Origin of the sequence: Sorangium sp. So ce406, assembly GCF_051474675.1 — a bacterium.
Classification (GTDB): domain Bacteria; phylum Myxococcota_A; class Polyangia; order Polyangiales; family Polyangiaceae; genus Sorangium; species Sorangium cellulosum_G.
In genome coordinates this window covers 4,580,109-4,605,076 of record NZ_CP150340.1, presented here as the reverse complement: position 1 = coordinate 4,605,076, position 24,968 = coordinate 4,580,109, and the positions used below count along the sequence as shown (strand labels likewise).

The window sequence follows — 24,968 nt, the reverse complement described above, 5'->3', positions numbered from 1 at the left end:
GACAGTGAACCTATCGGCGATCGACCTCAATCTGCTGCTCGTCCTCCACGCGGTGCTCGAGGAGCGGAGCGCGGCGCGCGCGGCGCGGCGGCTGCGCGTCACGCCGTCGGCGGTGAGCAACTCGCTCGCGAAGCTGCGCGCGCTCCTCGGCGATCCGCTGGTCGTGCGGAGCGGGCGCGGCCTCGCGCCGACGCCCCGCGCGCTGGAGATAGCGCCGCGGCTCCGCGCGGCCTTCGGGGAGATCGCGGGGGCGCTCGAGGGCGAGCGCTCGTTCGACCCGAAGGCGACCACGCGCGCGTTCGCGATCGCGTGCTCGGACGTCGACCAGATCTGCAGCCTGCCCGCCGTCGCGCGGTCGTTCGCGGCGGAGATGCCGCGCGCGGCCCTCCGCGTCGTCAGCGTCGATCACCTCGAGGCCTCAGGCGGGCTCGGAGGCGGCGAGATCGACACGGCGATCGCGCCCGCGCACCCGCTCCCGCCCGGCCACCACGCCGCAGACCTCTTCGAGCAGGACAGCGTCTTCGTCGTCCACCGCGATCACCCGTGCGCCCGCCGCCGGCTGACGCGCGAGCGATTCAACGCGATGCGCCACATCGACATCCACGTCGCGCTCGGGCGCGGCGGCATCGGCAACCGGGCCGCCCAGGAGATGCTCGCGGCCCACGGGCTGCGCCGCGAGATCGCCGTCACCGTCCCGACCTTCTTCGCCGCCGCCGTCGTTGCCGCGAGCACCGACCTCATCGCCGGCATGCCGCGCCGCCTGGCCGAGGCGCTCGCGCAGGTCGCGCCGCTCGCCATCGTCGAGCCGCCGGGGCCCGGGATGGTCTTCCGCATGCAGCTCGTCTGGCACGAACGGACGCACCTCGACGAGGGCGCCCGCCGCTTCCGCGAGATCGTCATCGCCGCCCTGCGCACCCCCCGGCGCGCGCGGGGGGGCGCCCGGCGGAGACACGACACGGCTCGCCTCGATGATCTATTGCCTGGAACGCGCAGCGCGTGGCATATCTGAATGGGGGGCCCGGCGCATTACACCAATACGGCGCTCCCCCCCGATCGAGATGTCCGCTCTTCGGATGGCAGCCCCGAGCGCCCCGCGCTGGACGGGCGGCCGGGAGGCAGCTCCGATGAATTCTCTGATTGATTTGCTGGCCCTGGAGTTCCGCGCGAATCCGTACCCGGTTTACGCCGAGATGCGACGCGCGAGCCCGGTCTGCCAGGTCGAGCCCGGCGGGATGTGGCTCGCGACCCGGTATGATGACGTGCTCTTCATCCTGAAGACCCCGGAAGTCTTCTCCTCCGAGGGCTTCAAGGCGGCCCTGGAGCCGCCCTGGGTGGGATACAACCCGCTCGGCAACTCGATGCTTGCCCAGGACCCGCCGTCGCACACGCGTCTGCGCGGCCTGATCCATCGCGCGTTCGGGGCAGCCACCGTCGCGCGGATGGCCCCGCGCCTCCACGCCGTCGCCGCGGAGCTCGCGGACGGCCTCGTGGGCGAGGTCGACTTCGTCGAGGCGCTCGCGAACCCGCTGCCGGCGTTCGCCATCGGCGAGATCCTCGGCTTCGATCACGCGCTGCGCGCCGATTTCAGGCGGTGGTCCGACGATATCGCCGGCATCATGCCCGAGCCCCTCGACCCGGAGCAACCCCGGCGCGTCCGGACGACCATCGCGGAGCTGACAAGGTACATGACGGCGGTCATCGAGGAGCGGCGCCGCGCGCCCACGGACGATCCGGTGAGCGATCTGGTGCGCGCCGAGGTCGACGGGCAGCGGTTGACGGACACCGAGATCATCGAGTTCCTCTTCCTCCTCCTGATCGCCGGGCTGGAAACGACGACGCATCTCCTCGGCAACTCGCTGCTGTTCCTCGCGGATCACCCCGACATGATGCAGCGGCTGCGCGCCGACCCGGCCCTGATCCCGCTCTTCGTCGAGGAGATGATCCGCTTCGATGGCCCGATCCACATGGTCCCCCGGATGACGACCACCGAGGTCGCGATCTCCGGGGTGACCGTGCCGCGCGGAGCGCTGCTGTTCCCGGTCCTGGCCTCGGCCAACCGGGACGAAAAGCGGTTCAAGGATCCGGATCGTTTCGATTTGCACCGTGGCGCCCAGGGAGCTCTACCTTTCGGCCACGGCATTCACTTCTGTATCGGCGCGGCGCTGGCCCGCCTGGAGGCCCGGGCGACGATGGAGGCCGTGATCGCGCGGTTCCAGCGGATCGAGCGCGTCCCGGGGGAGATCCGCTATAACCGCGTCTTCACGATCCGCGGCCCCGTCGCCTTGCCGCTCCGGTTCATCCCCGCCGGCGGCTCGCCCAGCGCCTGACGTCAGGCCGCCGGAGCGCGGCTCGCGACCGGAGCGGGCATCTCGCCCGCCTCGCCCGCCGCCGCCTCGGGCCTCGCCGAGGCGGCGCCCGCCGGCCGGCGGGTGAAGAGCCCCGCGACGAACCACACGAAGGCCGCCACGCCGACGATGAACAGGCTGTCTCCGACGAGCCGCATCCAGCGCAGCGCCTCGAGGACCGGCTGCTGCAGGAACTCCGCGCTCCGCGCATACCAGAGCCCGCGCTCGACGCTGGCCCACGCCTGCGCGAGCCCGATGGGCAAGAGGCTCAGGAGGATCATCAGCCCGAGCCCGCCGTTCATCCCCCAGAAGGCCACCCGGAGCCGCGCCTCGCGCCAGACGGCATGCGGGAACAGGCGGCGGAGCATCACGAGCACGAGGCCGAGCGAGAGCAGCCCGTAGACCCCGAACAGCGCGGCGTGCGCGTGCACGGGCGTCGTGTTGAGGCCCTGCATGTAATAGAGCGCGATCGGCGGGTTGATGAGGAATCCGAACACGCCCGCGCCAACGAAGTTCCAGAACGCGACCGCGACGAAGAACTGGATGGGCCAGCGATAGGCCTGCATCCAGGCGCTCCGGTCCTGCATCCGCCAGGTCTCGTGCGCCTCCATCCCCACGAGGACGAGCGGCACCACCTCGAGGGCGCTGAAGCTCGCGCCCACGGCCATGACCGAGACCGGCGTGCCGCTGAAGTAGAGGTGGTGGAACGTGCCGGGGATGCCCGAGACGAGGAAGATGCAGGTGGACAGGATCGCGGCGCGCGCCGCGCTGTCGGGCCGCACGAGGCCGAACCGCGTGAACAGGAACGCGATCGCCGCCGTGGCGAAGACCTCCATGAACCCCTCGACCCAGAGGTGCACCACCCACCAGCGCCAGTACTCCATGACCGACAGGTGCGTCTTCGCGCCGTAGAACAGGCCCACGCCGTAGAACATGCCGATCGCCACCGTCGCGCCGGTGAAGAGCAGCACGATGTGCCGGCTCAGGTCGCGCCGCGCGAGGGCGGGCCAGAGCGCGCGCAGCATCAGGAAGAGCCAGAGGACGAGGCCGCCGAAGAGGGCGATCTGGAAGGCGCGGCCGAGGTCGACGTACTCGTAGCCCTGGTGTCCGAACCAGAAGGACATCTCGAGGGCGAAGCGCTGCTTGACCGACAGCCACTCTCCGGCGAGCGAGCCGAAGACGACGAGGACGAGCGCCCCGAAGAGGACGTTCACGCCGAGCCGCTGCCCCCTCGGCTCGCGCCCGCCCACGGCCGGCGCGAGGAACAGCCCCGCCGCGAGGAAGGCCGTCGCGATCCAGAAGACGCCGAGCTGGACATGCCAGGTGCGCGTCACCGCATACGGGAGGTAGTCCGCGACCGGCAGCCCGAAGACCTCGTGTCCCTCGACCGTGTAGTGCGCGGTCAGCGCGCCGAGCGCGACCTGGAGCACGAGCAGCGCGACCACGACGACGCAGTACTTGCCGACGGCGCGCATCGACGGGGTGAGCTCCCACCCTCCCAGCGGATCGCGCGCCGGCGCCGGGGCGGGCGGCTCCTCGCCGCGGCGGAACGCGTGGTACCAGACGAGGGCGCCGATCCCGGCGAGCAGCAGCACGATGCTCACGATCGACCAGATCACGTTGGGCGTCGTGGGGACGTTGCCGATGAGCGGCTCATGAGGCCAGTTGTTCGTGTAGCTCGCGCCGGTGCCGGGGCGCTCCGCGGCGCAGGCCCACGCCGTCCAGAAGAAGAACGCCGTCAGCTTGTCGCGCCGCCCCGCGTCGGGCACCGCGCCCGTGTGGAGCGCGTAGCTCTCGCGCAGGCCGGCGAGCCCCGGCTCGTCGCCGAACAGCGCGCGGTAGTGCGCCGCGGTCTGCTCGATCGCGATCGCGCGATCGTCGGACACCGTGAGCGTCCCGGTCGCCGCGTCGAACCCGTTGTGGCGCATCGTCTTCTGGAGGCGGGCCTTGAGCGCGGCCTGCGCCTCGTCGGGCAGCGCCGCGAACGGCGCGCCGTGCTCTCGATGGCTCCAGATCGCGAGGAGCGCCTCGGCCTCGCGGTGCAGCCAGTCGGCCGACCAGTCCGGCGCCTGGTAAGCGCCGTGCCCCCAGACGCTGCCGACCTGCTGTCCGCCGATGCTCTGATAGACGAGCTGCCCGTCGAGGAGCTCGTCCTTCGTCAGCAACACCCTGCCGGACGGCGTCTGCACCCGCTCCGGGATCGGCGGGGCCTTCCGGTACACCTCCCGTCCCATGAAGCCGAGAATCAAGAATCCAGCGGTGATGACGGCGGCGAGCGCCAGCCAGAGTCGCCTTAGGCTATGCATATCGACCTCGTTGTTCGCGTGAGCAGCAGCGCACCCGCGCCTTCCGCGGCGCGGCGCCCGGTGCTCCGGTCGTGACAGGAGGCCGTGAAGCAGGCGGCGTGCCTCACCTGCAAGCACTTGTTTTTGTTGATCTAAGCTGCGATCGTTGTATATTTAGCAACAGTTCTACGTTGTAGATTCAACAACAAAGTTGTACATTCGACAACATGGCGAATCTGGAGGCGCTGCTGTCGGTCGCGCTCGATCTCACGACGTCGCTGGGGGCCGAGGATCGCTACCGGCGCCTCCTCGAGGCGGTGCGGCAGGTGGTGCCGTGCGACGCGGCGTGCCTGATGCGGTATCGGGACGGCGTGCTCGTGCCGCTCGCGGCGCACGGGCTCGCGCCGGAGGCGCTCGGGCGCACGTACCGCGCGCGGGAGCACCCGCGGCTCGACATCCTCTGTCACGCCGCGGCGCCGGTGCGCTTCCCGCCGGACACCGATCTTCCGGATCCGTTCGACGGGCTGCTCGCGTCGGACGCGACCTCGCTGGCGCACGTCCACGCCTGCCTGGGCTGCCCGCTGCGCGTCGAGGGCGCGCTCCTCGGGCTGCTCACCGCGGACGCCCTCGATCCGCGCGCCTTCGAGCGGGTCGACGAGGAGACGCTCTCGTGGCTGAGCGCGCTGGCCGGGGCGGCGGTGCGCACGAGCCAGCTCATCGACGCGCTCGAGCACAGCGCCGAGCGGCTCGGCCTGGTCGCCGACGACCTCCGGCGGGCCGCGGAGCGCGAGCGGGGCGCCGGGCTGCTCGGGACGAGCCCGGCGATGGAGAAGCTGCGCGACGAGATCGCGCTCGTGGGGCCGTCGGATCTCACGGTGCTGATCACGGGCGAGACCGGCGCGGGCAAGGAGCTCGTCGCGCGCGCCGTGCACGCGGCGTCGGCGCGGCGGGGCGAGCCGCTGCTCCACGTGAACTGCGCGGCGCTGCCCGAGTCGGTGGCCGAGAGCGAGCTGTTCGGCCACGTGCGCGGCGCCTTCACCGGCGCGGAGCACCACCGGCCCGGCAAGCTCGAGGTCGCCGACGGCGGCACCCTCTTCCTCGACGAGATCGGCGAGCTGCCGCTGTCGATCCAGCCGAAGCTCCTGCGCGCGCTCCAGGAGGGCGAGGTGCAGCGGGTCGGCGCCGACCGGTCGCTGCGCGTCGACGTCCGCGTCATCGCGGCCACGAACCGCGACATCGAGAAGGAGGTGGCCGAGGGCCGCTTCCGGGCCGACCTGTTCCACCGGCTCAACGTCGTTCGCGTCGCCGTGCCGCCGCTGCGCGAGCGGCGGAGCGACATCCCGCTGCTCGCCGGCCACTTCTGCGACGAGGCGCGCGCGCGGCTCGGCGTCGGCCCGGTGCGGCTCACGCCGGCGGCGCGCGCGCTGCTCATGAGCGGCGCCTGGCCGGGCAACGTGCGCGAGCTGGAGAACACGCTGTTCCGGATGGTGCTTCAGGCGTCGCGCGGCGTGCCCCGCGGGGCGCCCGTGGTCGTCGAGCCCGGCCACCTCGGCGCGGGCCTCCCGGCGGCCGCCGCCGGCCGCGGCGGCGAGGCGCCGGAGGAGGCGCCGCCGCACGCCGAGGCGCCGCTGCACGCGCAGGTGGACGCGTTCCAGCGCGGCCTCATCCAGCGGGCCGTGGCCCAGCACGACGGCAACTGGGCCGCCGCGGCGCGCTCGCTCGGGATGCACCGCAGCAACCTGCACCACCTCGCGAAGCGGCTCGGGTTGCGGTGAGGCGGCGCGCGGCGCGCGCGTCCGCCGCCGCGCCCCCGAAGCCGCGGCGGCCCGCCCCGGAGCTCTTCATTCTTCCAGGATGAAGCACATCCCGCCCAGGCAAATACACGTGTCGGACCAGCCGCAATCCGTGCAATCGCTGTCCTCGGTGCATTCGGCGCCGAGGCACTCGCCTGCGCCGTCGCACTCGGACAGGCCGTCGTTGCACGGGCTCCCCGCCGGGGCGAGTTCCCCCACGCAGGCGCCGGCGATGCAGCTGCTCCGCTGACAATCCGCCGGGAGGCCGCAATCGAGGTCGTCCACGCACCGCACCGGCCCCGACGACACGCATCTACCGGTGTCATCGCACTCGCCACCTGGGCAAGACCACCCGGGCTGGGGCGAGTGCCTCGGCGTCGTCCCATCACAGTCGTCGACGGTGCATGGATTGCCATCGTCCGGAAGCTCGTCCGCGGGGATCACGACCTGGCCACCGTGTCCATCGCAGACGGTGCGCTGACAGTCGCCGTCCACCGGCTCGATCTCGGTACCTTCCGGGAGCGGCGCCACACCACACCTGCCGTCGACGCACGCCGGGATCTGACATGGATCCGACGGAGCACGGCAATCTGACGGCGCGGTGCAGCTCGCCCCGGACCCAGGGCTCGATCCGCCATCGCCGACGGAGCCGCCGCCCCCCTGATCACCGAAGCTGCGCTCCTGGGCCTCGCAGCCGACCACGGACGCAGAGAGCGTGGCGAGCGCGCCGATCAGGAGGAGTGAAAGCGATGCGGCCACGTCGCGGCGAGCACAGCAACGCTGCCCGTTTCCAGGAAAATAAGACGACATGGGCGACATTGTAGTGCAGATCGCTCCCCCGGGCGAAGCTCGCGGCCACCGCTCGTACCGGAGCACTGAACAGGTTGAAAACCCGAGAAAACGAACCACAGCGGCACGGAGGGCACAGAGTTTTTGTTGTTCCTCTGTGCCCTCTGTGCCTCTGTGGTTCAAATCTCTTCATTCCTGGGTGCTTCAAGCAGACCGGCGCTCCAGGCTGGCGCCGAGCAGCCCTGAGCGCGCCTGAGCCATGCAACCCTGCCTCTTGATCCTCGTGCGCCACGGCCGCACCAACGGCAACCGGGCCGGTCCCGGGACACCGATGAGCGGGTGGACCGACACGCCCCTCGACGCGCAAGGCAGGCGCGAGGCCGAGGCGCTGGGCCGCCGCCTCGCCGCGGGCCCGGCGTTCGACGCCGTGTACGCGAGCCCGCTGAGCCGCGCGATCGAGACAGCGCAGATCGCGGCGGGCGCGTGCGGCCCCGTGCGCCCGCACGACGGGCTGCGCGAGATCTCCTGCGGCGACGTGGACGGCGCGCCGATGGAGGACGTCAAGGCGCGCCACGCCGCGCTCTGGGAGGCGAACCTGCGCCAGGACGACGACGACTTCCGCTGGCCCGGCGGCGAGAGCTACCGCGAGCTCCGCGCCCGCTGCCTCGCCGCCGTCTGCTCCATCGCCGCGGCCCACCCGGGGCAGCGCGTGCTCGTTGTCACGCACGCGGGCGTCATCGGCCAGATCCTCGGGGCGCTGCACGGCATCCCGCCCGCGCGCTGGGAGCCGTTCCGGCCCGGCAACGCCAGCCTCACGGCGGTCTCGTGGCAGGGCGAGCGCGGCGCCCTGCTGCGCTTCGACGACCGCGAGCACCTCGACGGCCGCGAGCGCGTCAGCGCCAGCACGCGTCCGCCCGGCGGATGACGCGCAGCCAGTCCGCCGCGTTCCGGGCCGCCGCCGCGCGCGCGTCGGGCGCAGCGCCGGGCTGGCCCGCCCCGCCCGCGAGCAAGAGCGAGAGGTGGTACCCGAGCGCCCCCGCGAGCGCGTTGGACGCGGCCGCGAACCAGTAGGCGTCGCGCAGCGGCCGCGTCAGCGCGGGAGAGAGGCCGCGCGCCGCGAGGTAGCCGGCGAGCAGCGTGTCGTGGCGGCGCCTCGCCTCCGGCTCCCAGTAGCCGAGGGCCTGGAGCCACGCGCTCACGTCCTCGAGCGGCGAGCCGACCCGCGCGCGCGCCCAGTCGAGCAGCACCGGCTCCGCGACGCCGCCGCGCCGGCGGATCATGACGTTGCCCGGGTGCACGTCCCCGTGGATCACGGCGCTGCCGAGCGGCTGGAACGCGAGGAGCTGGCGGCGCATCACGGGCAGCGCCGCGACGACCCGCCGCAGCGCGGGCAGCGCCCGGGCGAGCGCGGGGACCTCGCCGCGGGGCACGCGCTCGGCCAGCGAGAGGGCGCTCCGCGCGGCGGCGAGGCTCTCGGCCTCGTAATCCCACGCCGGCAGGGGGGGCGCCCGTCGCCGGCTCCCCGTGGAACCGCGCCAGCCGGTCGAGCACCCGGGCGGTGTGCGCGCTGTCGGTCCAGGGCCAGGGGTGCGCCGGGACGATGCGCTCGAGGAAGAGCAGCCAGCGCCGGCGCCCGAGCCGCCGCGCTCCGAGCAGCTCGGGCGAGAAGCGCCGCGCGACGGAGCCAGACAGCCGCCGGTAAACGGTCACCTCGCGCGCGGTCGCGCCGCGCGCGAGCTTGGCCACCAGCGCCACGCGGCGCGGCCTCGCGCCGCCCCGCAGCCGCGCGGTGATCAGCGCGACGTCCGAGCAGAGCCCGCCCTGGATCGGGCGGATGTCGATGGCCGCGTCGCAGAGCGCGTCGCCGTGTCGCGCGACGAGAAAGGCCGCCACCGCGGCGCGATCGAGAGCATCCCCCGTCATCCATCACCTCCCGGACCTGACCATGCGTCGCGGCCAGCTCACATTCCACGCTGCGCATCCGGATCGAGCTCACCGCGCCGCGGCGGGCGCTCAAGGTCCTCCGCAGCGGGCCCCGGCCCGGCTGGCTCGTTCGCGCTGGATCCGACGGCCCGGACGAGTATCCTCCGGCGCGGGTGTCGTGGCCGTGGAGCGCCGCGACAGGTAGTCACGGGACGGTCGGGCCGCCTTCCCCCAACGCGCGACGCCGCTCGCGTCCTGGCGGTCCATTGCATCGATCCCATCCTCAGCTCGCCCCCGGAACCTGGGCCCCCGCGCGACGCCTCGCCCAGCGCGTCCTCGGCCCGCTCGATCGCTTCCTTCATGTCGAGGCGGCCAGCGGGATCGTCCTCCTGATCGCGTCCGTCATCGCCCTCGCCTGGGCGAACTCGCCGTGGGGCGACGCGTACGAGCACCTCTGGCACGTCCCGATCACGATCGGCGTCGGCTCGTTCGTGTTCGCGCAGCCCCTCCACTTCTGGATCAACGAGGGGCTGATGACGATCTTCTTCTTCGTCGTCGGCCTGGAGATCCGGCGCGAGATCCACGAGGGAGAGCTCGCGGATCTCAAGCGCGCGGCGCTGCCGGTCGCCGCGGCCGTGGGCGGCATGATCGCGCCCGCGCTCCTCTACCTGTCGCTCAACGCGTCGCCGGCCTCGCGGCACGGCTGGGGCGTCCCGACGGCGACGGACATCGCGTTCGCCGTGGGCGTGCTGGCCCTGCTCGGCAAGCGCGTGCCCCCTGCCCTGCGCGTGCTGCTGCTCGCGCTCGCGATCATCGACGACATCGGCGCGATCATCGTCATCGCCCTCTTCTACTCGTCGGGCGTCGCGTGGACCGGGCTGCTCGTCGCCGCCGGCGGAGGGCTGGCCGTGCTGGTGCTCCAGCGCTTCGGCGTCCGCCGCCCCGCGGCCTACGTGGTGCCCGGCGCCGTGCTCTGGTGGGGCATGCTCCGCGCCGGCGTCCACCCGACGATCGCCGGGGTCGTCGTCGGCCTGCTGACGCCGGTGCGCTCCTGGTTCGGCAGCCACGGCTTCCTCACGGCGGCCCGCCGCGTGCTGGACGAGGTCGGCGAGCTCGCCGGGCGCGAGGGCCACCGGGCCGACGATCTGCTGAGCCCCCTCCGGCAGATCAAGACGGCCCAGCGCGAGGCGCTGCCGCCCGTCCTCCGGCTCCAGGCGGCGCTCCACCCCTGGGTCGCCTACGGGATCATGCCGCTGTTCGCCTTCGCCAACGCCGGCGTCCGCGTCGACGGCTCGTCGCTGGGCCACGGGGCCTCCGGGACGATCCTGCTCGGGGTCATGCTCGGGCTGGTCGTCGGCAAGCCGCTCGGCGTCTTCCTCGCGAGCTTCGCGATGGTCCGGCTCGGCGTCTGCGCCCTGCCGCGCGGCGTCGGCTGGCGGGGGATCGCCGTGGTGGGCTGCGTCGCGGGCATCGGCTTCACGATGGCGATCTTCATCGCGGGCCTCGCCTTCGACGACCCCGCGAAGCTCGCCGCGGCCAAGCTCGGCATCCTGGTCGCCTCGACCATCGCGGCGGTGATCGGCCTCCTCGTCGGCCGGCTCGTGCTCTCGGGGGCCCCGGTGCCCGGCGCGGCGCGGACGCTCCAGGAGGCCGAGACGTCGGCGGAGAAGTAGCCGCCGCGCGCGGCCGACGCGCTGCTCCGCGCCGACCGCATCTCCCCCGCTCGGCCGCCCGGGGGTCGGAACATCAGGCATGGATCGAGCGCAGGAGGTTGCGCACCGCGCCCGCGTCGGGGAGCCGGTAGGCGGCGCGGCTGCTCTTGTTCCCGACGTGGATGGTGCACGCGGACGGCGGGAGCGCCGCGAAGATGTCCTCGTCGGTGCGATCGTCGCCGATCGCGATCACCTCCGCCCGCGCCGGGACGTCGTCGAGGATGAGCGGCACGACCCGCCCCTTGTGGACGCCGCGCGGCCGGATCTCCAGGACCTTCGCGCCGCCGAGGAGCTCGAGGGCGTCCGCGGAGACGCGCTCCGCGAGGCGCGCCCGCAGCTCGCGGACGTGCTCGCCGGCGAGCTCGGGCTCGACCGTGCGGTAGTGCCACGCGAGGGTCACCGTCTTCTCCTCGATGAAGCTGCCCGGGGTGCGCCGGGTGAAGTCCTCGAGTACGGCCCGGACCTCGCCCTTCCACGCGGCGGCGTCCGACTCGAGCGGGACCCAGTCGTCGCACGCCATCGGGCGCGACCAGAAGCCGTGCTCGGCGTGCAGGTGCAGCGGCAGCGCGCCGAACCAGCGCTCGATGTCGGCGCGCGGGCGGCCGCTCACGACGTGGACGCGGTCGCGCTCGGAGAGCGCCCGGAGCAGCGCGAGGAGCTCCTCGTCGGGCGCCGCGAGGTCGGGCACCGGGGCGAACGGGACGAGCGTGCCGTCGTAGTCGAGGATCCACACGCGCTGCGGCGCCAGCCGGACGCGCTCGACGACGCTCTCGGGCACCTCCCGGCGCGGGGTCAGGGCGGCCAGCTCCGACGCAGGCGCGGCGGCGCCGTCGAGGTCGTCCAGGAACGACTGCGTCCAGGCGTGGACGTCGTGCGTGGCCACGCGGCGGCGCAGCGCCGCCATCCGCGTCTGCTGCTCGGCGCGCGGCATGGTGAGCGCGCGCTTCACGGCCGCGGCGACCGAGCCGATGTCGTACGGGTTGACGGAGATCGCCTCGGCCAGCTCGGACGCGGCGCCGGCGAACTCGCTCAGGATCAGGGCGCCGTCGTTGTCGATCCGCGCGGCGACGTACTCCTTCGCGACGAGGTTCATGCCGTCGCGGAGCGGGGTGACCAGCATGACGTCGGCCGCGAGGTAGAGGGCGACCACCTGGTCGAGCGGCACGGAGCGGTGCATGTAGTGGATCGGCGTCGCGTAGGTGGTGCCGTGCTGGCCGTTGATGCGGCCGACCATCTCGTGCACGACCCGCCGGAACTCGGCGTACGCGCCGGCCATCTCGCGCGTGGGCACGGCGAGCTGGATGAAGCGGACCTGATCGTGCAGCTCCGGCTCGCGCTCGAGGAAGCGCTCGATCGCGAGCAGGCGGCGCGGGATCCCCTTCGTGTAATCGAGGCGGTCGATCCCGAGCACGATCTTGCGGCCGCCCGCCTCCGCGCGGATCCGCGCCGCCTCCTCGCGGACGGCGGGGTGGGCCGCGAGCCGCTCGATCTCCGCCGCGTCGATGCTGATCGGATGGACCCCGAGCGCGACCCGGCGCCCGTCGTGCTCGATCGCCGCCTCGTCCGGATCCAGGCCGAGCACGTGCGCCGCCGAGGCGGCGAAGTTCTTGCGGTAGCCGGCCGTGTGGAAGCCGAGCAGGTCGGCGCCGAGCAGGCCCCGCACGATCTGCTCCCGCCACGGGAGGCTGCGGAACACGTCGGCGGACGGGAACGGGACGTGGAGGAAGAAGCCGATCTGCGCCCCCGGGAGGCGCTTCCGGAGCAGCGCCGGGAGGAGCATGAGCTGGTAGTCGTGCACCCAGATCACGTCGCCCGGCCTGTACTGCTCGGCGACGGCGTCGGCGAAGCGCTCGTTGACGCGCTGGTAGGCCTCCCAGTCGAGCTCGGCGTCCAGGTTCACCTTGTCGAGCAGGTAGTGGAACAGGGGCCAGAGGACGCCGTTGGAGAAGCCGTCGTAGAAGCGGTGCTGCTCCGTGGCGCCGAGGTGCACGGGCACGGCGCGGATCCCGGCGAGCGCCGCGTCGGCGTCCTGCCGCTGCTCCGGCGTGAGGCCCGCGACGCTCCCCGGCCAGCCGATCCAGACCGCGCACATGCGCTCGTGAGGGCCGCGCATCGCGGCGGCGAGGCCCCCCGAGGAGCGCGTCAGGCACAGCGCGCCGCGGTCGACGCGGACGCTGATCGGGAGACGGTTGGAGACGATGAGCAGTCGAGCCATGGAACTCCCCTCCTCTGCGGTGGCCCGGGCGCCGCTGGCCGCGCGGGGCGCGCCCCCCTCGGCCGGGCGCGCCGCGCCCGGGCACAGGAGAGCCGCGCGCCGCGAGGCCGCGAGGCGTCGGACACGAAAAGCGCGACGCTGGCCCGCGGCTCACCGCGGACAGGCGCAGCAGCTCGATTACTTTGAACTCAAAACATATCGAGCGACGTCGCGCAAGCTGATCCGGCGCATCGGGGGCGCGCGTGCGTCGATCGCCGCGCGAACGGCGCGGCGGCCGCGGTCCCGGGGCATCCGCGCCGGCGGACGGCGCGGCGTCGAGGTGGGGAGGTTCAGCGGCGCGCCAGATCGTTCGCCATCGGGCGCGCCGAGCTCTGCTGTGGGCCGGTCGTGCCGGTCGTGCCCATCGTACCGATCGCCGAGGTGACGGTCGTCGTCGCGCCAGGGCGCTGGACGCGGATCTGGTTGTGCACGTCATCGACGCCGCGCACGCTCTCGGCGACCTGCTCGATGATGCGCTTGTGGTGGCGCTCGTTCACCGTACCCTCGAGCGTGACCTCGCAGTTCTGCACGCGCACGGTCACCTCGCTGGGATCGATGTCGTCGCGATCCGAGAGCATCTCACAGATGTCCTCGAGGATGCGGCTGTCGGAGCGCTTGTAGCCCTTGGGCCCACGGCCGAGCGCGCTGCGCACGCGGTCACCGGCGCTGCTCAGCGCGCCGCTGACGCTCTGCATGGCAGAGCGGCCCGCGTCGCGCACGTCGCGAACGAGCCCCTGACCGAAGCCGCGGTCCTGGTCGCGCCCCCAGCCGCGCTCCTGTTCCCGGCCATAACCGCCATAGCCGCGCTCCTGTTCCCGGCCATAGCCGCCATAGGCGCGCTCCTGTTCCCGGCCGTAGCCGCCATAGCCGCGCTCCTGCTCCCGGCCGTAGCCGCCGAAGCCGCGCTCCTGTTCCCGGCCGTGGCCGCCGAAGCCGCGCTCCTGTTCCCGGCCGTGGCCGCCGAAGCCGCGCTCCTGCTCCCGGCCGTAGCCGCGGCTCTCGTCGCGGCCGTAGCCGCCGTAGCTGCGCTCCTGTTCTCGGCCGTAACCGCCGTAGCCGCGCTCCTGTTCCCGGCCGTAGTCGCGGCCGTAACCGCGGCTCTCGTCGCGGCCGTAGCCGCTGAAGCCGCGGTCGTAGTCGCCGTGACCACGCTCGCGTCCAGCAGCGAAGCGGCCCTCATCAAGCGTGTAGTCACCGTAGCCGCGCTGCGTCGTACGCCCGTAGTCGCGGTCGTGGTCCGAGGCGCGGCTCTCGTCCCGGTCCCATCGATCCCAGTCGCGATCGCCCTGTCCGTAGTTGATGTCCCTGCCGAATCGATCTCGCATGGCACCGCTCCTTGTCAGCGTTGTTCAGCCACAAAAACGCAGCGTGCTCGCGATGGCTCTGCGACAGCGAACAGCGCGCTCAGTCCATCGCATGGGCCGCTACGGTGGGACGCACCGCCGTGAATCGCAATGAGGAACATGCCTTATCTCACGCCGGGATCGACCCGAGCACGGATGGACACATCAGGCGATGGCTGAAGAGCCCGCTTCCTGGGCCAGGAGGCCGCTGAGCTCGGGCCCCGACCGGGCCCGGCGCAGGCCTCGTCCGCCCGCACGCCGCGTTCAGGGCATGAATTTGCATGCGACTGTCGCGTGCCCCGTGAGCAGGGCACCGCAGCCTCTCAGCTCGGGTGGCTGCCATCATGCACACATCGGGTCGAGCGTGGGTGAAGCAACTCTGGATCCAGAAAAGGAGGACTCGTGATGTTCCACAGGACCGCATCATTACTCGCCGCGATGGCCGCCGCCGCGCTCGTGGTCGCCTGTGACCGGAAGCCCGGTGAGGACGTCGTGCAGGCCGGCAAGGAGTCGCAGGAGGAGATCGCCCGCAGCCAGCGCGAGGCGGATCGGAAGGTCGCCGAGGCGCGCCGGGAGGCCGATCAGAAGAGCGCCGAAGCCAGGAAGAAGGCCGGGGAGGAGCAGGCCAGCGCGCAGAAGGACGTGGCCAAGGAGCGCCGGGAGCTCCAGGAGGCGCTCAAGAGCGCGCAGCAAGACACGAAGGAGGAGTACATCGAGTATGCGCGCAAGCGGGCTCGGCTCCTGGAGCTGCGGGCGGCGGAGCTGAAGGCGCAGGCGCCGACCGTGCCCGCGGTGGATCGGGGCGCTGTCGACCAGGGGCTGCACGACATCGAGGCGAAGCACCGCGAGGTGATCGGGACCCTGAACGAGCTCAGCAAGGACACGAAGCAGCCATGGAGCGCGGCGAAAGCCGACATCGACAAGAAGCTGAGCGAGCTCGAGCAGCGCATCGACGCGGTGGGCGGCGCCCCCACGATGAAGCCGACGACGCCCGCGAAGTGAGCGTCGCCCGGCAGAGGCGCCCGGCGCGCGTGGCGCACCCGATGCAGTGGAGGTGCAGTGGAGTGGAGAGCGCGCGTCGCGCCTTGCAAGGGCGTCGACGCGAGAAGGGGGGAATCATGGCGACGATGGGGCCCGAAGATCGTGAACGGTTCGCACGGAACGAGGACGCCGGGACGAAGACGATACCGAGCGCCCGCCTGAGCTCTGAGCGGGTGAGGTCACCCCGGGTCTTGCTCGGCGGCTCGCTGGCCGAGGTGGCGTGCGGGGCGGCGACCGTCGTCCTGGCGATCCTCGCGCTGACGGGCACCCTGGAGGGTTACCTCGTCCCGATCGCCACGATTGCCCTCGGCGTCGCGCTGCTCGCGCACGGCAGCGCCGTCGCCGCGCGCCTCCGCGATCTCCCCGTCGGGTGGGACACGCGCGCCGAGCTCGGCGGCGGCACCGGCGCGGAGCTCATCGGCGGCGCGACGGGCATCGTGCTCGGCATCCTTGCCCTCGTCGGCATCGCCGCGCCGGTGCTCCTCCCGGTGGCGGTGATCGTCTTCGGCGGCGCGCTCCTGCTCGGCGGCGGCGCGACCGCCGACCTCGGCACGCTCGACGCGCCGGTCGCGCACGAGCGCCTCGGCGACGTCTCCCGCCAGGCGTCGGTGGCCGCCTCCGGCCTGCAGACGCTGGTCGGCGCCGGCGCTGTCGTGCTCGGCATCCTCGCGCTCGTCGGCATCGATCCCGTGGTGCTCACGCTCGTCGGCCTGCTCGCGCTGGGGTCGGCCGTTGTCCTCAGCGGCACCACGGTCTCCGGCCGCATGGCCGCCATCCTGCGGCGCTGACCGGCGCAGGAGCCGGCGCGCGCCGCCTCCGGAGCTCGCGCCCTCGAGCGCCGCGCGCCCCATAAGGCCCACCCCGACCGCTCAATCCGCACGAGCCTGGGTGTCGGCTGCGGGGCGACGGGCCCATCTGCCCTGCGGTGCCGGGTTTCGAGCTTTCACGGCGCGCGGAGCGGGTCTCATCCCGGGGCCGCAGCCGGACGAGGTACGGAGGAGAACCACGATGAACGTCTTCGACAGGGTGCTGCGATCGGTGGGTCTACGCAGGCGGCACGATCTCGGCGATACGGCGGTCGTCGCGGCCGCGCTCGGCCTCGGCGCCGGCCTGATGTACACGCTCGACCCGGCGGGCGGCGCGCGACGTCGGGCGAGCGCCGTCGACAAGGCCGTGGGCCTCGCGCACCGCGCGGGCGCGCTGCTCGACGAGCGCCCGCGCGACCTCGCCCCGACCGGCGAGCGGCGCGATCTCACCCGGGCGAGCGGGTCGCCCGCCGCGCGCTTGCTGCTGGGCGCGCTCGGCGTGGGGCTCGTGGGCTACGCGATCAGGCGCCGCGGTCCGCTCGGGGCCCTGCTCGGCGTGGCCGGCGCTGCGCTGCTGCTCCGGGAGATCGGCGACCGACCGGCCAGGGGCGCGCTCGACGTCGGCGCGCCCCGCCCTGTCGTGGCCTTCCGCAAGACGATCACGGTGCGCGCGCCGATCCGGGACGTGTTCCTGTCGTTCATCCAGTTCGAGAGCTTCCCTCGGTTCATGTCGCACCTGCGCCGGGTGGAGACGGTGGGCGACGGCCGGATGCGCTGGACCGCCGTTGGCCCGGCGGGCATCCCCGTGACCTGGGACGCCGAGCTGACGCAGCTCGTGCCCAACGAGGTCGTCGCCTGGCGGAGCTTGCCCGGCGAGCCCATCGAGAGCGAGGGCATCGTGCGGCTCGAGGAGGACCCCGAGGGCACCCGCCTCGACATCGGGCTGTCGTACACCCCGCCCGCGGGCGCCGTCGCGACGCTCTTCGGCGCCGATCCGGAGCTCGCGATGGATGAGGACCTCGCGCGCCTCAAGACCCTGATCGAGGAGGGCAAGACCACGATCCACGCCGATGAGGTGACCCTCCGCGACCTCTAGAGCGCCGATCTGCTCGAAACACCCAGGATGAAGAGATTTGAACCACAGAGGCACAGAGGACACAGAGGAAAAACAATAAACTCTGTGCCCTCTGTGCCTCTGTGGTTCGTTTTCTCGGGGTTTCAAGCCGTTCGGTGTCCTGGTGCCGCTTCAGGCGAGCACGCGGATCGCGACGTCTCGATCGGGCGCTGGCGCTGGCCGGAATGGAGCGCTATGCGCCGGCGCGATGAGCCAGCAACGTGAGCAGTCGTCGGGCGTGGAGGGGAGCGCGGCGGGAACGCAGGGAGCCTCGCCGTTCCGCGACTACGGCGCCGAGGCGAGGCCGGGCGTGAAGGAGCTTTACCGGCTGAACCACGAGGGGCAGACGCTGGCCTTCGTGCAGGAGAAAGAGCGGCAGTACCTCGGCCTCGACAGGCGCCGGATGGGCATGTGGGAGGCGCTCGAGCTGCTCGATCAGGTGGTCGACGACAGCGATCCGGACACGGAGCTGTCGCAGATCGCGCACGCGCTCCAGTCCGCGGAGGCGGCGCGGCGGGACGGGCAGCCGCGGTGGTTCGTGCTGACAGCGCTGATCCACGACGCCGGGAAGATCCTGTGTACGTGGGGCGAGCCGCAGTGGGCCGTTGTCGGCGACACCTTCCCGGTGGGCTGCGCCACCTCGGACCGGATCGTCTTCCCCGAGCTCTTCGCGCGGAACCCGGACAGGGCGAACCCGGCGTACCAGACGCCGTGCGGGATCTACGAGGAGGGCGCGGGGCTCTCTCAGGTGCACATGTCGTGGGGGCACGACGAGTATCTGTATCATGTGGTGAAGGACCACCTGCCGCCCGAGGCGCTCGCCATGATCCGATACCACTCGTTCTACGCGGCGCACCGCGAGGGCGCGTACGGACGCCTGATGAACGAGCAAGATCGGCGGATGATGGAGTGGGTGCGGCGGTTCAACCCCTACGATCTGTACTCGAAGGCCGACGCCCCGCCCGACGTGGAGCGGCTGAAGCCGTTCTACGAGGACCTGATCGCCGAGTTCCTGCCGGCCGAGCTCCGCTGGTGAGGGGCCGGCGGAGGCGCTGTCCTCGATCGGTCACCCCGCCTGTCCCATCGACCCCCACAGCGCACCGCGGCGGAGGACGTCGAGCAGGCCTGCGCGCCGAGCCGAGGTCAGCGGCGAGCCAGGCGTCGGGCGTCCCACCTGTCCGCCTGGGACGCACACTCTCATCAGAATAAAGTTCTGTGTCGGGACTGAATTGTTTGCCGGGGACCGATGTCTCTCGGCATCGCATCGTGACGCTGTGGGCCGGATGACGGCCGCCGATCGGCTTCCGCTGCGGCACCACCTCGGGTGCCCGCCCGCGCGCAGTGTGGCCCCGGTGATGATCAAGGCGCCGCTTTGCGGGAATTGGAATTAGGATAGTAAGGAGTCTTTTTTTTCTTGAAAACTGCGCCGTTTCGCGAGAATTAGGGCGACCCCCTTTTTCTCCGGAGGACGCGAACATGAGGTCAGCACCCTTTACCCTTCTACTCTCGGCATTCCTGTGTACCATCGGCTGCTCGGACGATGGTGACGGCGGGGCAGGAGGGGCCGGCGGCCAGGGCGCGACGAGCGGCACGGGCGGCGCGACGGGCGGCACCAGCACCTCGGCGGGCGGCACCAGCGCCTCGACGAGCGGCACGGGCAGCGCGACGGGCGGCACCAGCGCCTCGACGGGCGACGCGAGCACCTCGACGGGCGACGCCAGCTCCTCGGCGAGCGGGACCGGTGGCTCGGGCGGCGGCATGGCCGTCAGGACGCCTGCTGCGAGCGCCAACAGCCTCAGGGAGGCCGGTGAGAAGGCGAACCCGCCCATCCTGATCGGCGCGGCCATCTCCGGCGGTGGTCTCAACAATGGAGACTACAAGCGCGTTGCTGCGGCCGAGCACAGCTACGTGACCGCCGAGAACGAGATGAAGTGGGACGCGCTGGAGCCCAATCCTGGGCAGTTCAGCTGGGGTAACGCAGACAACATCGTGAACTGGGCGCGCAGCAACAACATGAAGGTCAAGGGTCACACCCTGGTGTGGCACAACCAGCTGCCGGGATGGGCGAACTCGCTGAGCGGGGCGGCGCAGGTGGAGCAGGCCATCCGCAGGCACATCGAGAACGTGATGGGCCACTTCAAGGACCGCATCGACACCTGGGACGTGGTCAACGAGGCGGTCATCACCGACAGCGACACCGGCGTCGGCAATCCCCGCATGAGGCCCTCGGTGTTCTTCAACGCGCTGGGGGACAGGTTCCTCGACCTCGCCTTCGAGATCGCGCGAGAGCAAGACCCGAACGCCAAGCTCTACTACAACGACTACAGCATCGACGCGCTCAACGACAAGGCCGACTATGTCTACGAGATGATCAAGGGGATGGTCGAGCGCGGAGTCCCGATCGACGGCGTCGGGTTCCAGATGCACATCGGCCCCCCGAACAACGAGGCCGGCGGCGCGGACGTGGCGGCAAACCTGAGGCGCTTCGCCGATCTGGGCCTGGACGTGCTGATCTCGGAGATGGACATCAACCGCTGCAGCAATCAGGTCACCGCAGAGGAACAGCTCACGTACTACCACGACATCGTCGAGGCCTGCTTCGTGATGCCCGAGTGCAAGGCCATCACCTTCTGGGGGATCAACGACGGCAGGTCGTGGCTCAACTCCTGGAGCGGGGCGCTGTGCAACGGGCAGAGCTCTCAGTCTCTGCTCTTCAATGACCAGTATCAGAAGAAGGAGACTTACAACCGGGTGATGGACGCCCTGATGGGCCGTTAGTCCCTCCTCGGAACCGCGAGCGGCGTCGGCTCGACGCCGCTCCGCTGAACGAGCTCGCGCGCTGGCGTCCGAGCGACGCGGCGAGCACGCCCTGCCCGCGACCCAGCGATCGCCGTGTCACCATGAAAATTCGACGGGGCTCCCCGTCGATGCGGCGCTCGCCCCAACCCCCCGCCAACGAGATGCCGACGCGATGCGTTTAGCTCGCATGGATGGTGATCATCTGCGCGGTTTGTGGGAATATTTGTCACCATGTCAAAGCTTTCGCGACTACACTTTCTCGGGAATTTTCCTGCATCATCGTCACTCGCGCTCGGTTCTCTGTTGTTGCTGGGCGCGCTGCACGTCAGCGGCTGCAGCGATGACGGCGGGGGCGGGGGTGGCTCTGGCGGCAGCGGTGGTGATCCGACCGCGGAAGCCAGCAGCACGACCGGTAGCGGCACATCCGGCCCTGCGAGCGGCAGCACCTCGGCGTCGACCGGAGGCCCTGACGCATCGAGCAGCGCCAGCGGCAGCGGCGGCGGCGACGGCGGCGGCGGCGGTGACGTCGCGACAGGCGGTGGAGGCTCGGGCGGCGGCGTACCGCCGGTCGACTCCGGCCTTCCGACGCCCCCCGGCGCCGCCGACGTGGCGAAGCCGTCCGGCGCGGTGGGCGGGTTCAAGGTCATCGATTGGGCCGGCTTCACGGGCGCCGTGTCGTACACATTCGATGACTCGAACTCGAGCCAGATCCAGAACTACGACGCGCTGAACGCGCTCGGCGTGCCGTTCACCTTCTACCTGCAGACCGGCAAGAGCGAATCGAACGATCCGGTGTGGCAAAAGGCGCTGGACGACGGGCACGAGCTCGGCAATCACTCGAAGAGTCACTCGAGCAACGACGACGGCTCCGACACGGACGCCGCGACGAAATTCATCGAGGACAAGTTCGGGATCAAGGTGTGGACGATGGCGGCCCCGAACGGCTCGGCGGTGTACACGGGCATCGCCCGGACGCGGTTCCTCATCAACCGCGGCGTGTCCAACGCCCTGATTGGCCCGAATGACTCGACCGACCCGTTCACGCTGCCCTGCTATATCCCCCCGACCGGCGCCTCGACGGCGGCGTTCGACGAGCAGGTCACGAGCGCGCGGACGGGCAAGAAGTGGCGCACCGTCCTGGTGCACGGCTTCACCGGCGGCAGCGACGGCGCGTACCAGCCCGTGGGGCTCCAGGCCTTCGTCGATCACGTCAAGCACGCCAAGGATCTCGGCGATATGTGGCTCGACAGCGTGGTCAACATCGGCGCCTACTGGCGCGGCCAGAAGGCGGTCACCTCCGGCACCAGCATGCAGTCCGGCGGCGAAACGACCTACAGCTGGCAGCTCCCCGACCACTTCCCGCCGGGGAAGTACGTGCGCGTGACGGTCACCGGCGGCACGCTCAAGCAGAACGGCGTCGCGCTCCCCTGGAATCCGCACGGCTTCTACGAAGTGGCGCTCGACCCGGAGTCCGTCACGCTCGCGCCGTGACGAGATCCGCCCGGAGCCCCGCGCCTCCCCGGCGCGGCTTCGGGCGGAGCCGACCCCACGCCTGTCGGTGCCGGCGTGGAAGCCCCCGGGGATGCCCCGGCGAGGCCGCGCTATCGCGGCGGGCCCGCCGGCGCCGCCCTCGCGCGCGGGGACGACCCCGCCGCCGTCACGCCCGCCCCGAGGACCGCGAGGGCCGACGCCGCGAGCATCGTCCCCCGGAACGCCGCGCCGAACGCGCTGAATCCATCGACCCCCGCCGTAGCGCCCGGCCGCCCGCCGCCAAGCGCTGCGAAGATCGCCCCGGCGGCGGCCACGCCGCACAGCATCCCCACGTTGCGCGCCTCGGCGAGCAGGCCCGCCGCGGTGCCCTGCTGATCGCGCGGCGCCGCGCCCATGATGCGGCTGTTGTTCGGCGCGGTGAACAGCCCCGAGCCGAGCCCGACCAGCGCGAGCGCGGCGAGCAGGCTCGCGCGGCCGGGGTCGGGGCCGAGCGTGGCCAGGCGGGCGAGGCCCACGGCGAGCGCCGTCATGCCCGCGAGCGCCGGCGCGCGCGCGCCGACGCGGTCCGAGAGCCAGCCGCTGGCGGCGGTCGTCGCCGCCATCACCGCCGGCTGCACCGTCATCACGAGGCCCGCGTCCGCCGCGGTCATCGCGAGCGGCCCCTGCAGGTAGAACGGCAGCAGGAACAGCATCATGTACGCCGCCGCGTACTGGAGAAAGGCGGCGGCGAGCCCGGCCACGAGCGCCGGCTGCGCGAGGAGCGCGGCCGAGAGCAGCGGGGCCGGGCTCCGCCGCTCCACCCGCACGAACGCCGCGGCCAGGAAGGCGCCGAGGGCGAGGAGGCCGACGGTCGCGGGGCTCAGGACACCCCAGCGCTGCCCGCGCGTGAGCGCGACGAGGAGCGCGCTCAGCGCCGCGCCGAAGAGGAGCGCGCTCGCCCACGGGAAGGGCCGCGCGCGCGCGTCGGGCGCGGCCGCCGCCGGGCCCCGGGCCGGGGCCGTCGTCGACCGCGAGCCCTCCCCGCCCCCGACGCCAGGGGTCGCGCCGGCCGCTGCGCCGGCGGCGGCGACGGCCGCGCCGCGCCAGACGAGCGAGCGGGCGAGGAGCGCGCCCGCCAGCGCGATCGGCACGTTGATCCAGAAGGCCGCGTGCCAGCCGGCGCGCTGCGCGAGCCAGCCGCCGATCGACGGCCCCAGGGAGAGGCCCAGGTACGTCGCCGTCGCCTGCAGGCCGAGCGCGCGGCCGCGCTGCGTCGGCGGGAACGCGGCCGTGGTGAGCGCCGGGCCGTTCGCCATCAGCATGGCCGCCCCGGCCCCCTGGAGGGCGCGCGACGCGATGAGCGACGCGAGCGTGGGCGCGAGCGCGGAGAGCGCGGAGCCCACGCCGAAGACGCCGAACCCCGCGGTGTACACGCGCCCCTTGCCGTGGCGATCGCCGAGCCGGCCGAACGGCAGGAGCAGCGCGCTCACGGAGAGCGAATAGGCGGCGAGCACCCAGCTCGCGGCGCCGATGTCGACCCCGAGATCCCGGCGGACGAGCGGCACCGCGACGTTGATGAGGCTGCCGCCGAGCGCGGACATCAGGGTGCCGACGGCGACGACGCCGAGCACGACATACGGCCTGGGCGCGGGGGCGCCCGATCTGGGTTCAGGGGCGCCGGGCGCGGGGGAGCTGAGGGGGGAGGAGCTCAACCTGGGTGCGGGGAAGCTGGGGAGCCTGGGGGTGGAGGAGCTCAACCTGGGTGCGGGGAAGCTGGGGAGCCTGGGGAGCTGCGTGCAGGGGCGCTCAACGGGGCATGCTGCGGTAGAGGTAGCGAGGCTCGGTCCTCGCCGAGGCGGCGCGGAGCCGGGCCTCCTCGACGATGCCATGCGCCGGCGCGAGGGAGCAGGCCGGGTCCGTCGCGGCGGCGTCGCCGGTGAGGTGGTAGGCCTGGCAGCGGCAGCCGCCGAAATCGACCCCGCGGCGGTCGCAGCCCTGGCAGGGCGGCGGCATCCATGCGTCGCCGCGGAAGCGGTTCATGCCCGGCGCCTCGCGCCAGATCCAGGCGAGCGACCGCTCGCGCACGCTCTCGAAGCGCAGCCCCGGGATCGTGTGCGCCGCGTGGCAGGGCAGCACCAGGCCGTCCGGCGCGATGTGCAGGTAGCGGCGCGCCCAGCCGTCCATGCACGCCCGCGGCCAGGCGGCGTAGTAGTCCGGCGTGACGAAGACCATCTCCATCCGCCCGAGCAGCCGCTCGCGCGCCGCCGAGGCGATGGCGAAGGCGCGCTCGAGCTGGCCCCGCGTCGGCAGGAGCGCCTCGCGGTTCGCGAGCGCCCAGCCGAGGTACTGCGTGTTCGCGAGCTCGAGGCGGTCGGCCCCGAGCCGCTCGGCGAGATCGACGATCGCCGGGACGTTCTCGATGTTCGCGCGGTGCAGCACCACGTTGACCGTGAGCGGCAGGCCCTCGGCCTTGACCCACCCGGCCACCGCGAGCTTGTGCTCGAAGGCCGCGTAGCCGGCGATGCGGTCGGCGCGCTCCCCGTCGGCGTCCTGGACGCTGAGCTGCAGGTTGTCGAGCCCCGCCGCCCGCAGCGCGGCGAGGCGCTCGCGCGCGAGCGGGACGCCGGACGTGATGAGGTTCGTGTACAGCCCGAGCTCCCGGGCGTGGCGGACGAGCGCCTCGAGGTCGCGCCGGGCGAGCGGCTCGCCGCCCGTGAGGTGGACCTGCATCACGCCGAGCTCGGCCGCCTCGGCGAAGACGCGGCACCAGTCCTCCGTCGAGAGCTCGCCGGCGGCGCCCGCGCGCTCCATGGGGTTCGAGCAGTACGGGCACCGCAGCGGGCAGCGGTAGGTGAGCTCCGCGATCAGCGTGTACGGGCGGTGCTCCGCGGCGTCCGCCGCCGCGCCGGCGCCCGGCGCGGCGGCGCCGCTCGCGGCGTCGTCCCCGGCGTTCCCGACGGCGCGCGCGGTGCCGCTGCCCGCCCGCGCCGCGTCGTCCTGGGCCGCCCCCGCGGCGCGCCGCTCGAGCAGCCCGCGCGCGGCGAGCTGTTCCAGGAAGGCGATCACGTCGCGCTCCACCTCGCCCGGCGGCGCGGCGGCGAACGACGCCGCGATCTCGGCGGCGATCTGGCCCACGGTGCGCGTGCCGTCGAGGCGCGCGGCGACCGCGGCGGCGACCGGGTTCAGCGCGAGGCCGCGCTCCGGGTAGAGCAGGATCTCGCGGCCCGAGGTGCGATCTCGCACGAGCCGCGCCTTGCTGGCGAGGAGCAGCCGGTCGCCGGGCGCGAGGGTCAT

General features: G+C 72.6%; 18 protein-coding genes and 1 pseudogene. 11 read left to right on the top strand and 8 right to left on the bottom strand.

Annotated features, from left to right (window positions below):
* Nucleotides 1–4: 4 nt before the first annotated feature.
* Nucleotides 5–1,009 carry a LysR family transcriptional regulator gene (locus tag WME96_RS16750; RefSeq protein ID WP_437291116.1) on the top strand — a complete coding sequence of 335 codons (1,005 nt, stop codon included), beginning with the start codon at nucleotides 5–7 and terminating at the stop codon, nucleotides 1,007–1,009.
* Nucleotides 969–2,327 (top strand): cytochrome P450, encoded by a 1,359-nt coding sequence (locus WME96_RS16745; RefSeq protein ID WP_437291115.1) that lies wholly within the window; start codon nucleotides 969–971, stop codon nucleotides 2,325–2,327. Before WME96_RS16750 ends, WME96_RS16745 begins: the two co-directional genes overlap by 41 nt.
* Before the next feature lie 2 nt (nucleotides 2,328–2,329).
* Here the strand turns inward: WME96_RS16745 and WME96_RS16740 are convergent, their stop codons facing one another.
* Nucleotides 2,330–4,651 (bottom strand): nitric-oxide reductase large subunit, encoded by a 2,322-nt coding sequence (locus WME96_RS16740; RefSeq protein WP_437291114.1) that lies wholly within the window; start codon nucleotides 4,649–4,651, stop codon nucleotides 2,330–2,332.
* 206 nt (nucleotides 4,652–4,857) lie between these two features.
* Between WME96_RS16740 and norR the strand changes: the two genes are divergently transcribed.
* Entirely contained in the window at nucleotides 4,858–6,405 is a 1,548-nt protein-coding gene (norR, locus tag WME96_RS16735) for a nitric oxide reductase transcriptional regulator NorR (RefSeq protein ID WP_437291113.1), read from the top strand.
* A gap of 66 nt (nucleotides 6,406–6,471) precedes the next feature.
* Here norR and WME96_RS16730 read toward each other — a convergent pair whose 3' ends face one another.
* Nucleotides 6,472–6,732, bottom strand: coding sequence for a hypothetical protein (locus WME96_RS16730; protein ID WP_437291112.1), 261 nt, complete (start codon nucleotides 6,730–6,732; stop codon nucleotides 6,472–6,474).
* Between the two features lie 739 nt (nucleotides 6,733–7,471).
* On the opposite strand from WME96_RS16730, the gene WME96_RS16725 reads away from it, so the two are divergent.
* A complete protein-coding gene (locus tag WME96_RS16725) occupies nucleotides 7,472–8,137 on the top strand; it encodes a histidine phosphatase family protein (RefSeq protein ID WP_437291111.1) in 666 nt (221 codons plus the stop codon).
* Here the strand turns inward: WME96_RS16725 and WME96_RS16720 are convergent.
* Entirely contained in the window at nucleotides 8,106–8,642 is a 537-nt protein-coding gene (locus WME96_RS16720) for a phosphotransferase family protein (protein WP_437291110.1), read from the bottom strand. The two genes, WME96_RS16725 and WME96_RS16720, sit on opposite strands and share 32 nt — an antisense overlap.
* A 759-nt stretch (nucleotides 8,643–9,401) precedes the next feature.
* Here WME96_RS16720 and nhaA point away from each other — a divergent pair.
* Nucleotides 9,402–10,808 (top strand): Na+/H+ antiporter NhaA, encoded by a 1,407-nt coding sequence (gene nhaA / locus WME96_RS16715; RefSeq protein WP_437291109.1) that lies wholly within the window; start codon nucleotides 9,402–9,404, stop codon nucleotides 10,806–10,808.
* 73 nt (nucleotides 10,809–10,881) lie between these two features.
* On the opposite strand, the gene WME96_RS16710 is transcribed toward nhaA, so the two are convergent.
* Both WME96_RS16710 and WME96_RS16705 read right to left on the bottom strand, forming a co-directional pair.
* Entirely contained in the window at nucleotides 10,882–13,062 is a 2,181-nt protein-coding gene (locus WME96_RS16710; RefSeq protein WP_437291108.1) for a bifunctional alpha,alpha-trehalose-phosphate synthase (UDP-forming)/trehalose-phosphatase, read from the bottom strand.
* A 329-nt stretch (nucleotides 13,063–13,391) separates the two neighbouring features.
* Nucleotides 13,392–14,426, bottom strand: coding sequence for a BON domain-containing protein (locus WME96_RS16705; RefSeq protein ID WP_437291107.1), 1,035 nt, complete (start codon nucleotides 14,424–14,426; stop codon nucleotides 13,392–13,394).
* A gap of 456 nt (nucleotides 14,427–14,882) precedes the next feature.
* On the opposite strand from WME96_RS16705, the gene WME96_RS16700 reads away from it, so the two are divergent.
* The 6 genes from WME96_RS16700 (at nucleotide 14,883) to WME96_RS16675 (ending at nucleotide 21,695) form a co-directional block, all read left to right on the top strand.
* Nucleotides 14,883–15,446: a hypothetical protein gene (locus WME96_RS16700; protein WP_437291106.1), complete on the top strand. Its 564-nt coding sequence runs from the start codon at nucleotides 14,883–14,885 to the stop codon at nucleotides 15,444–15,446.
* 212 nt (nucleotides 15,447–15,658) lie between these two features.
* Nucleotides 15,659–16,273 (top strand): hypothetical protein, encoded by a 615-nt coding sequence (locus tag WME96_RS16695; RefSeq protein WP_437291105.1) that lies wholly within the window; start codon nucleotides 15,659–15,661, stop codon nucleotides 16,271–16,273.
* A gap of 220 nt (nucleotides 16,274–16,493) precedes the next feature.
* Entirely contained in the window at nucleotides 16,494–17,387 is an 894-nt protein-coding gene (locus tag WME96_RS16690; protein WP_437291104.1) for an SRPBCC family protein, read from the top strand.
* A 226-nt stretch (nucleotides 17,388–17,613) separates the two neighbouring features.
* A complete protein-coding gene (locus WME96_RS16685; RefSeq protein WP_437291103.1) occupies nucleotides 17,614–18,441 on the top strand; it encodes an inositol oxygenase family protein in 828 nt (275 codons plus the stop codon).
* A 440-nt stretch (nucleotides 18,442–18,881) separates the two neighbouring features.
* Nucleotides 18,882–20,183: an endo-1,4-beta-xylanase gene (locus tag WME96_RS16680; RefSeq protein ID WP_437291102.1), complete on the top strand. Its 1,302-nt coding sequence runs from the start codon at nucleotides 18,882–18,884 to the stop codon at nucleotides 20,181–20,183.
* Nucleotides 20,184–20,507: 324 nt separating this feature from the next.
* Complete coding sequence (locus WME96_RS16675; protein ID WP_437291101.1) at nucleotides 20,508–21,695, top strand: polysaccharide deacetylase family protein; 1,188 nt, start codon at nucleotides 20,508–20,510, stop codon at nucleotides 21,693–21,695.
* Between the two features lie 110 nt (nucleotides 21,696–21,805).
* Here WME96_RS16675 and WME96_RS16670 read toward each other — a convergent pair whose 3' ends face one another.
* From WME96_RS16670 to pqqD, 3 genes and pseudogenes are all read right to left on the bottom strand, one after another.
* Nucleotides 21,806–23,386, bottom strand: coding sequence for an MFS transporter (locus tag WME96_RS16670; RefSeq protein ID WP_437291100.1), 1,581 nt, complete (start codon nucleotides 23,384–23,386; stop codon nucleotides 21,806–21,808).
* 94 nt (nucleotides 23,387–23,480) lie between these two features.
* Nucleotides 23,481–24,542 carry a pyrroloquinoline quinone biosynthesis protein PqqE gene (pqqE, locus tag WME96_RS16665; protein WP_437292324.1) on the bottom strand — a complete coding sequence of 354 codons (1,062 nt, stop codon included), beginning with the start codon at nucleotides 24,540–24,542 and terminating at the stop codon, nucleotides 23,481–23,483.
* 165 nt (nucleotides 24,543–24,707) lie between these two features.
* Nucleotides 24,708–24,968, bottom strand: a pseudogene (gene pqqD, locus WME96_RS16660) (pyrroloquinoline quinone biosynthesis peptide chaperone PqqD); the annotation flags it as partial.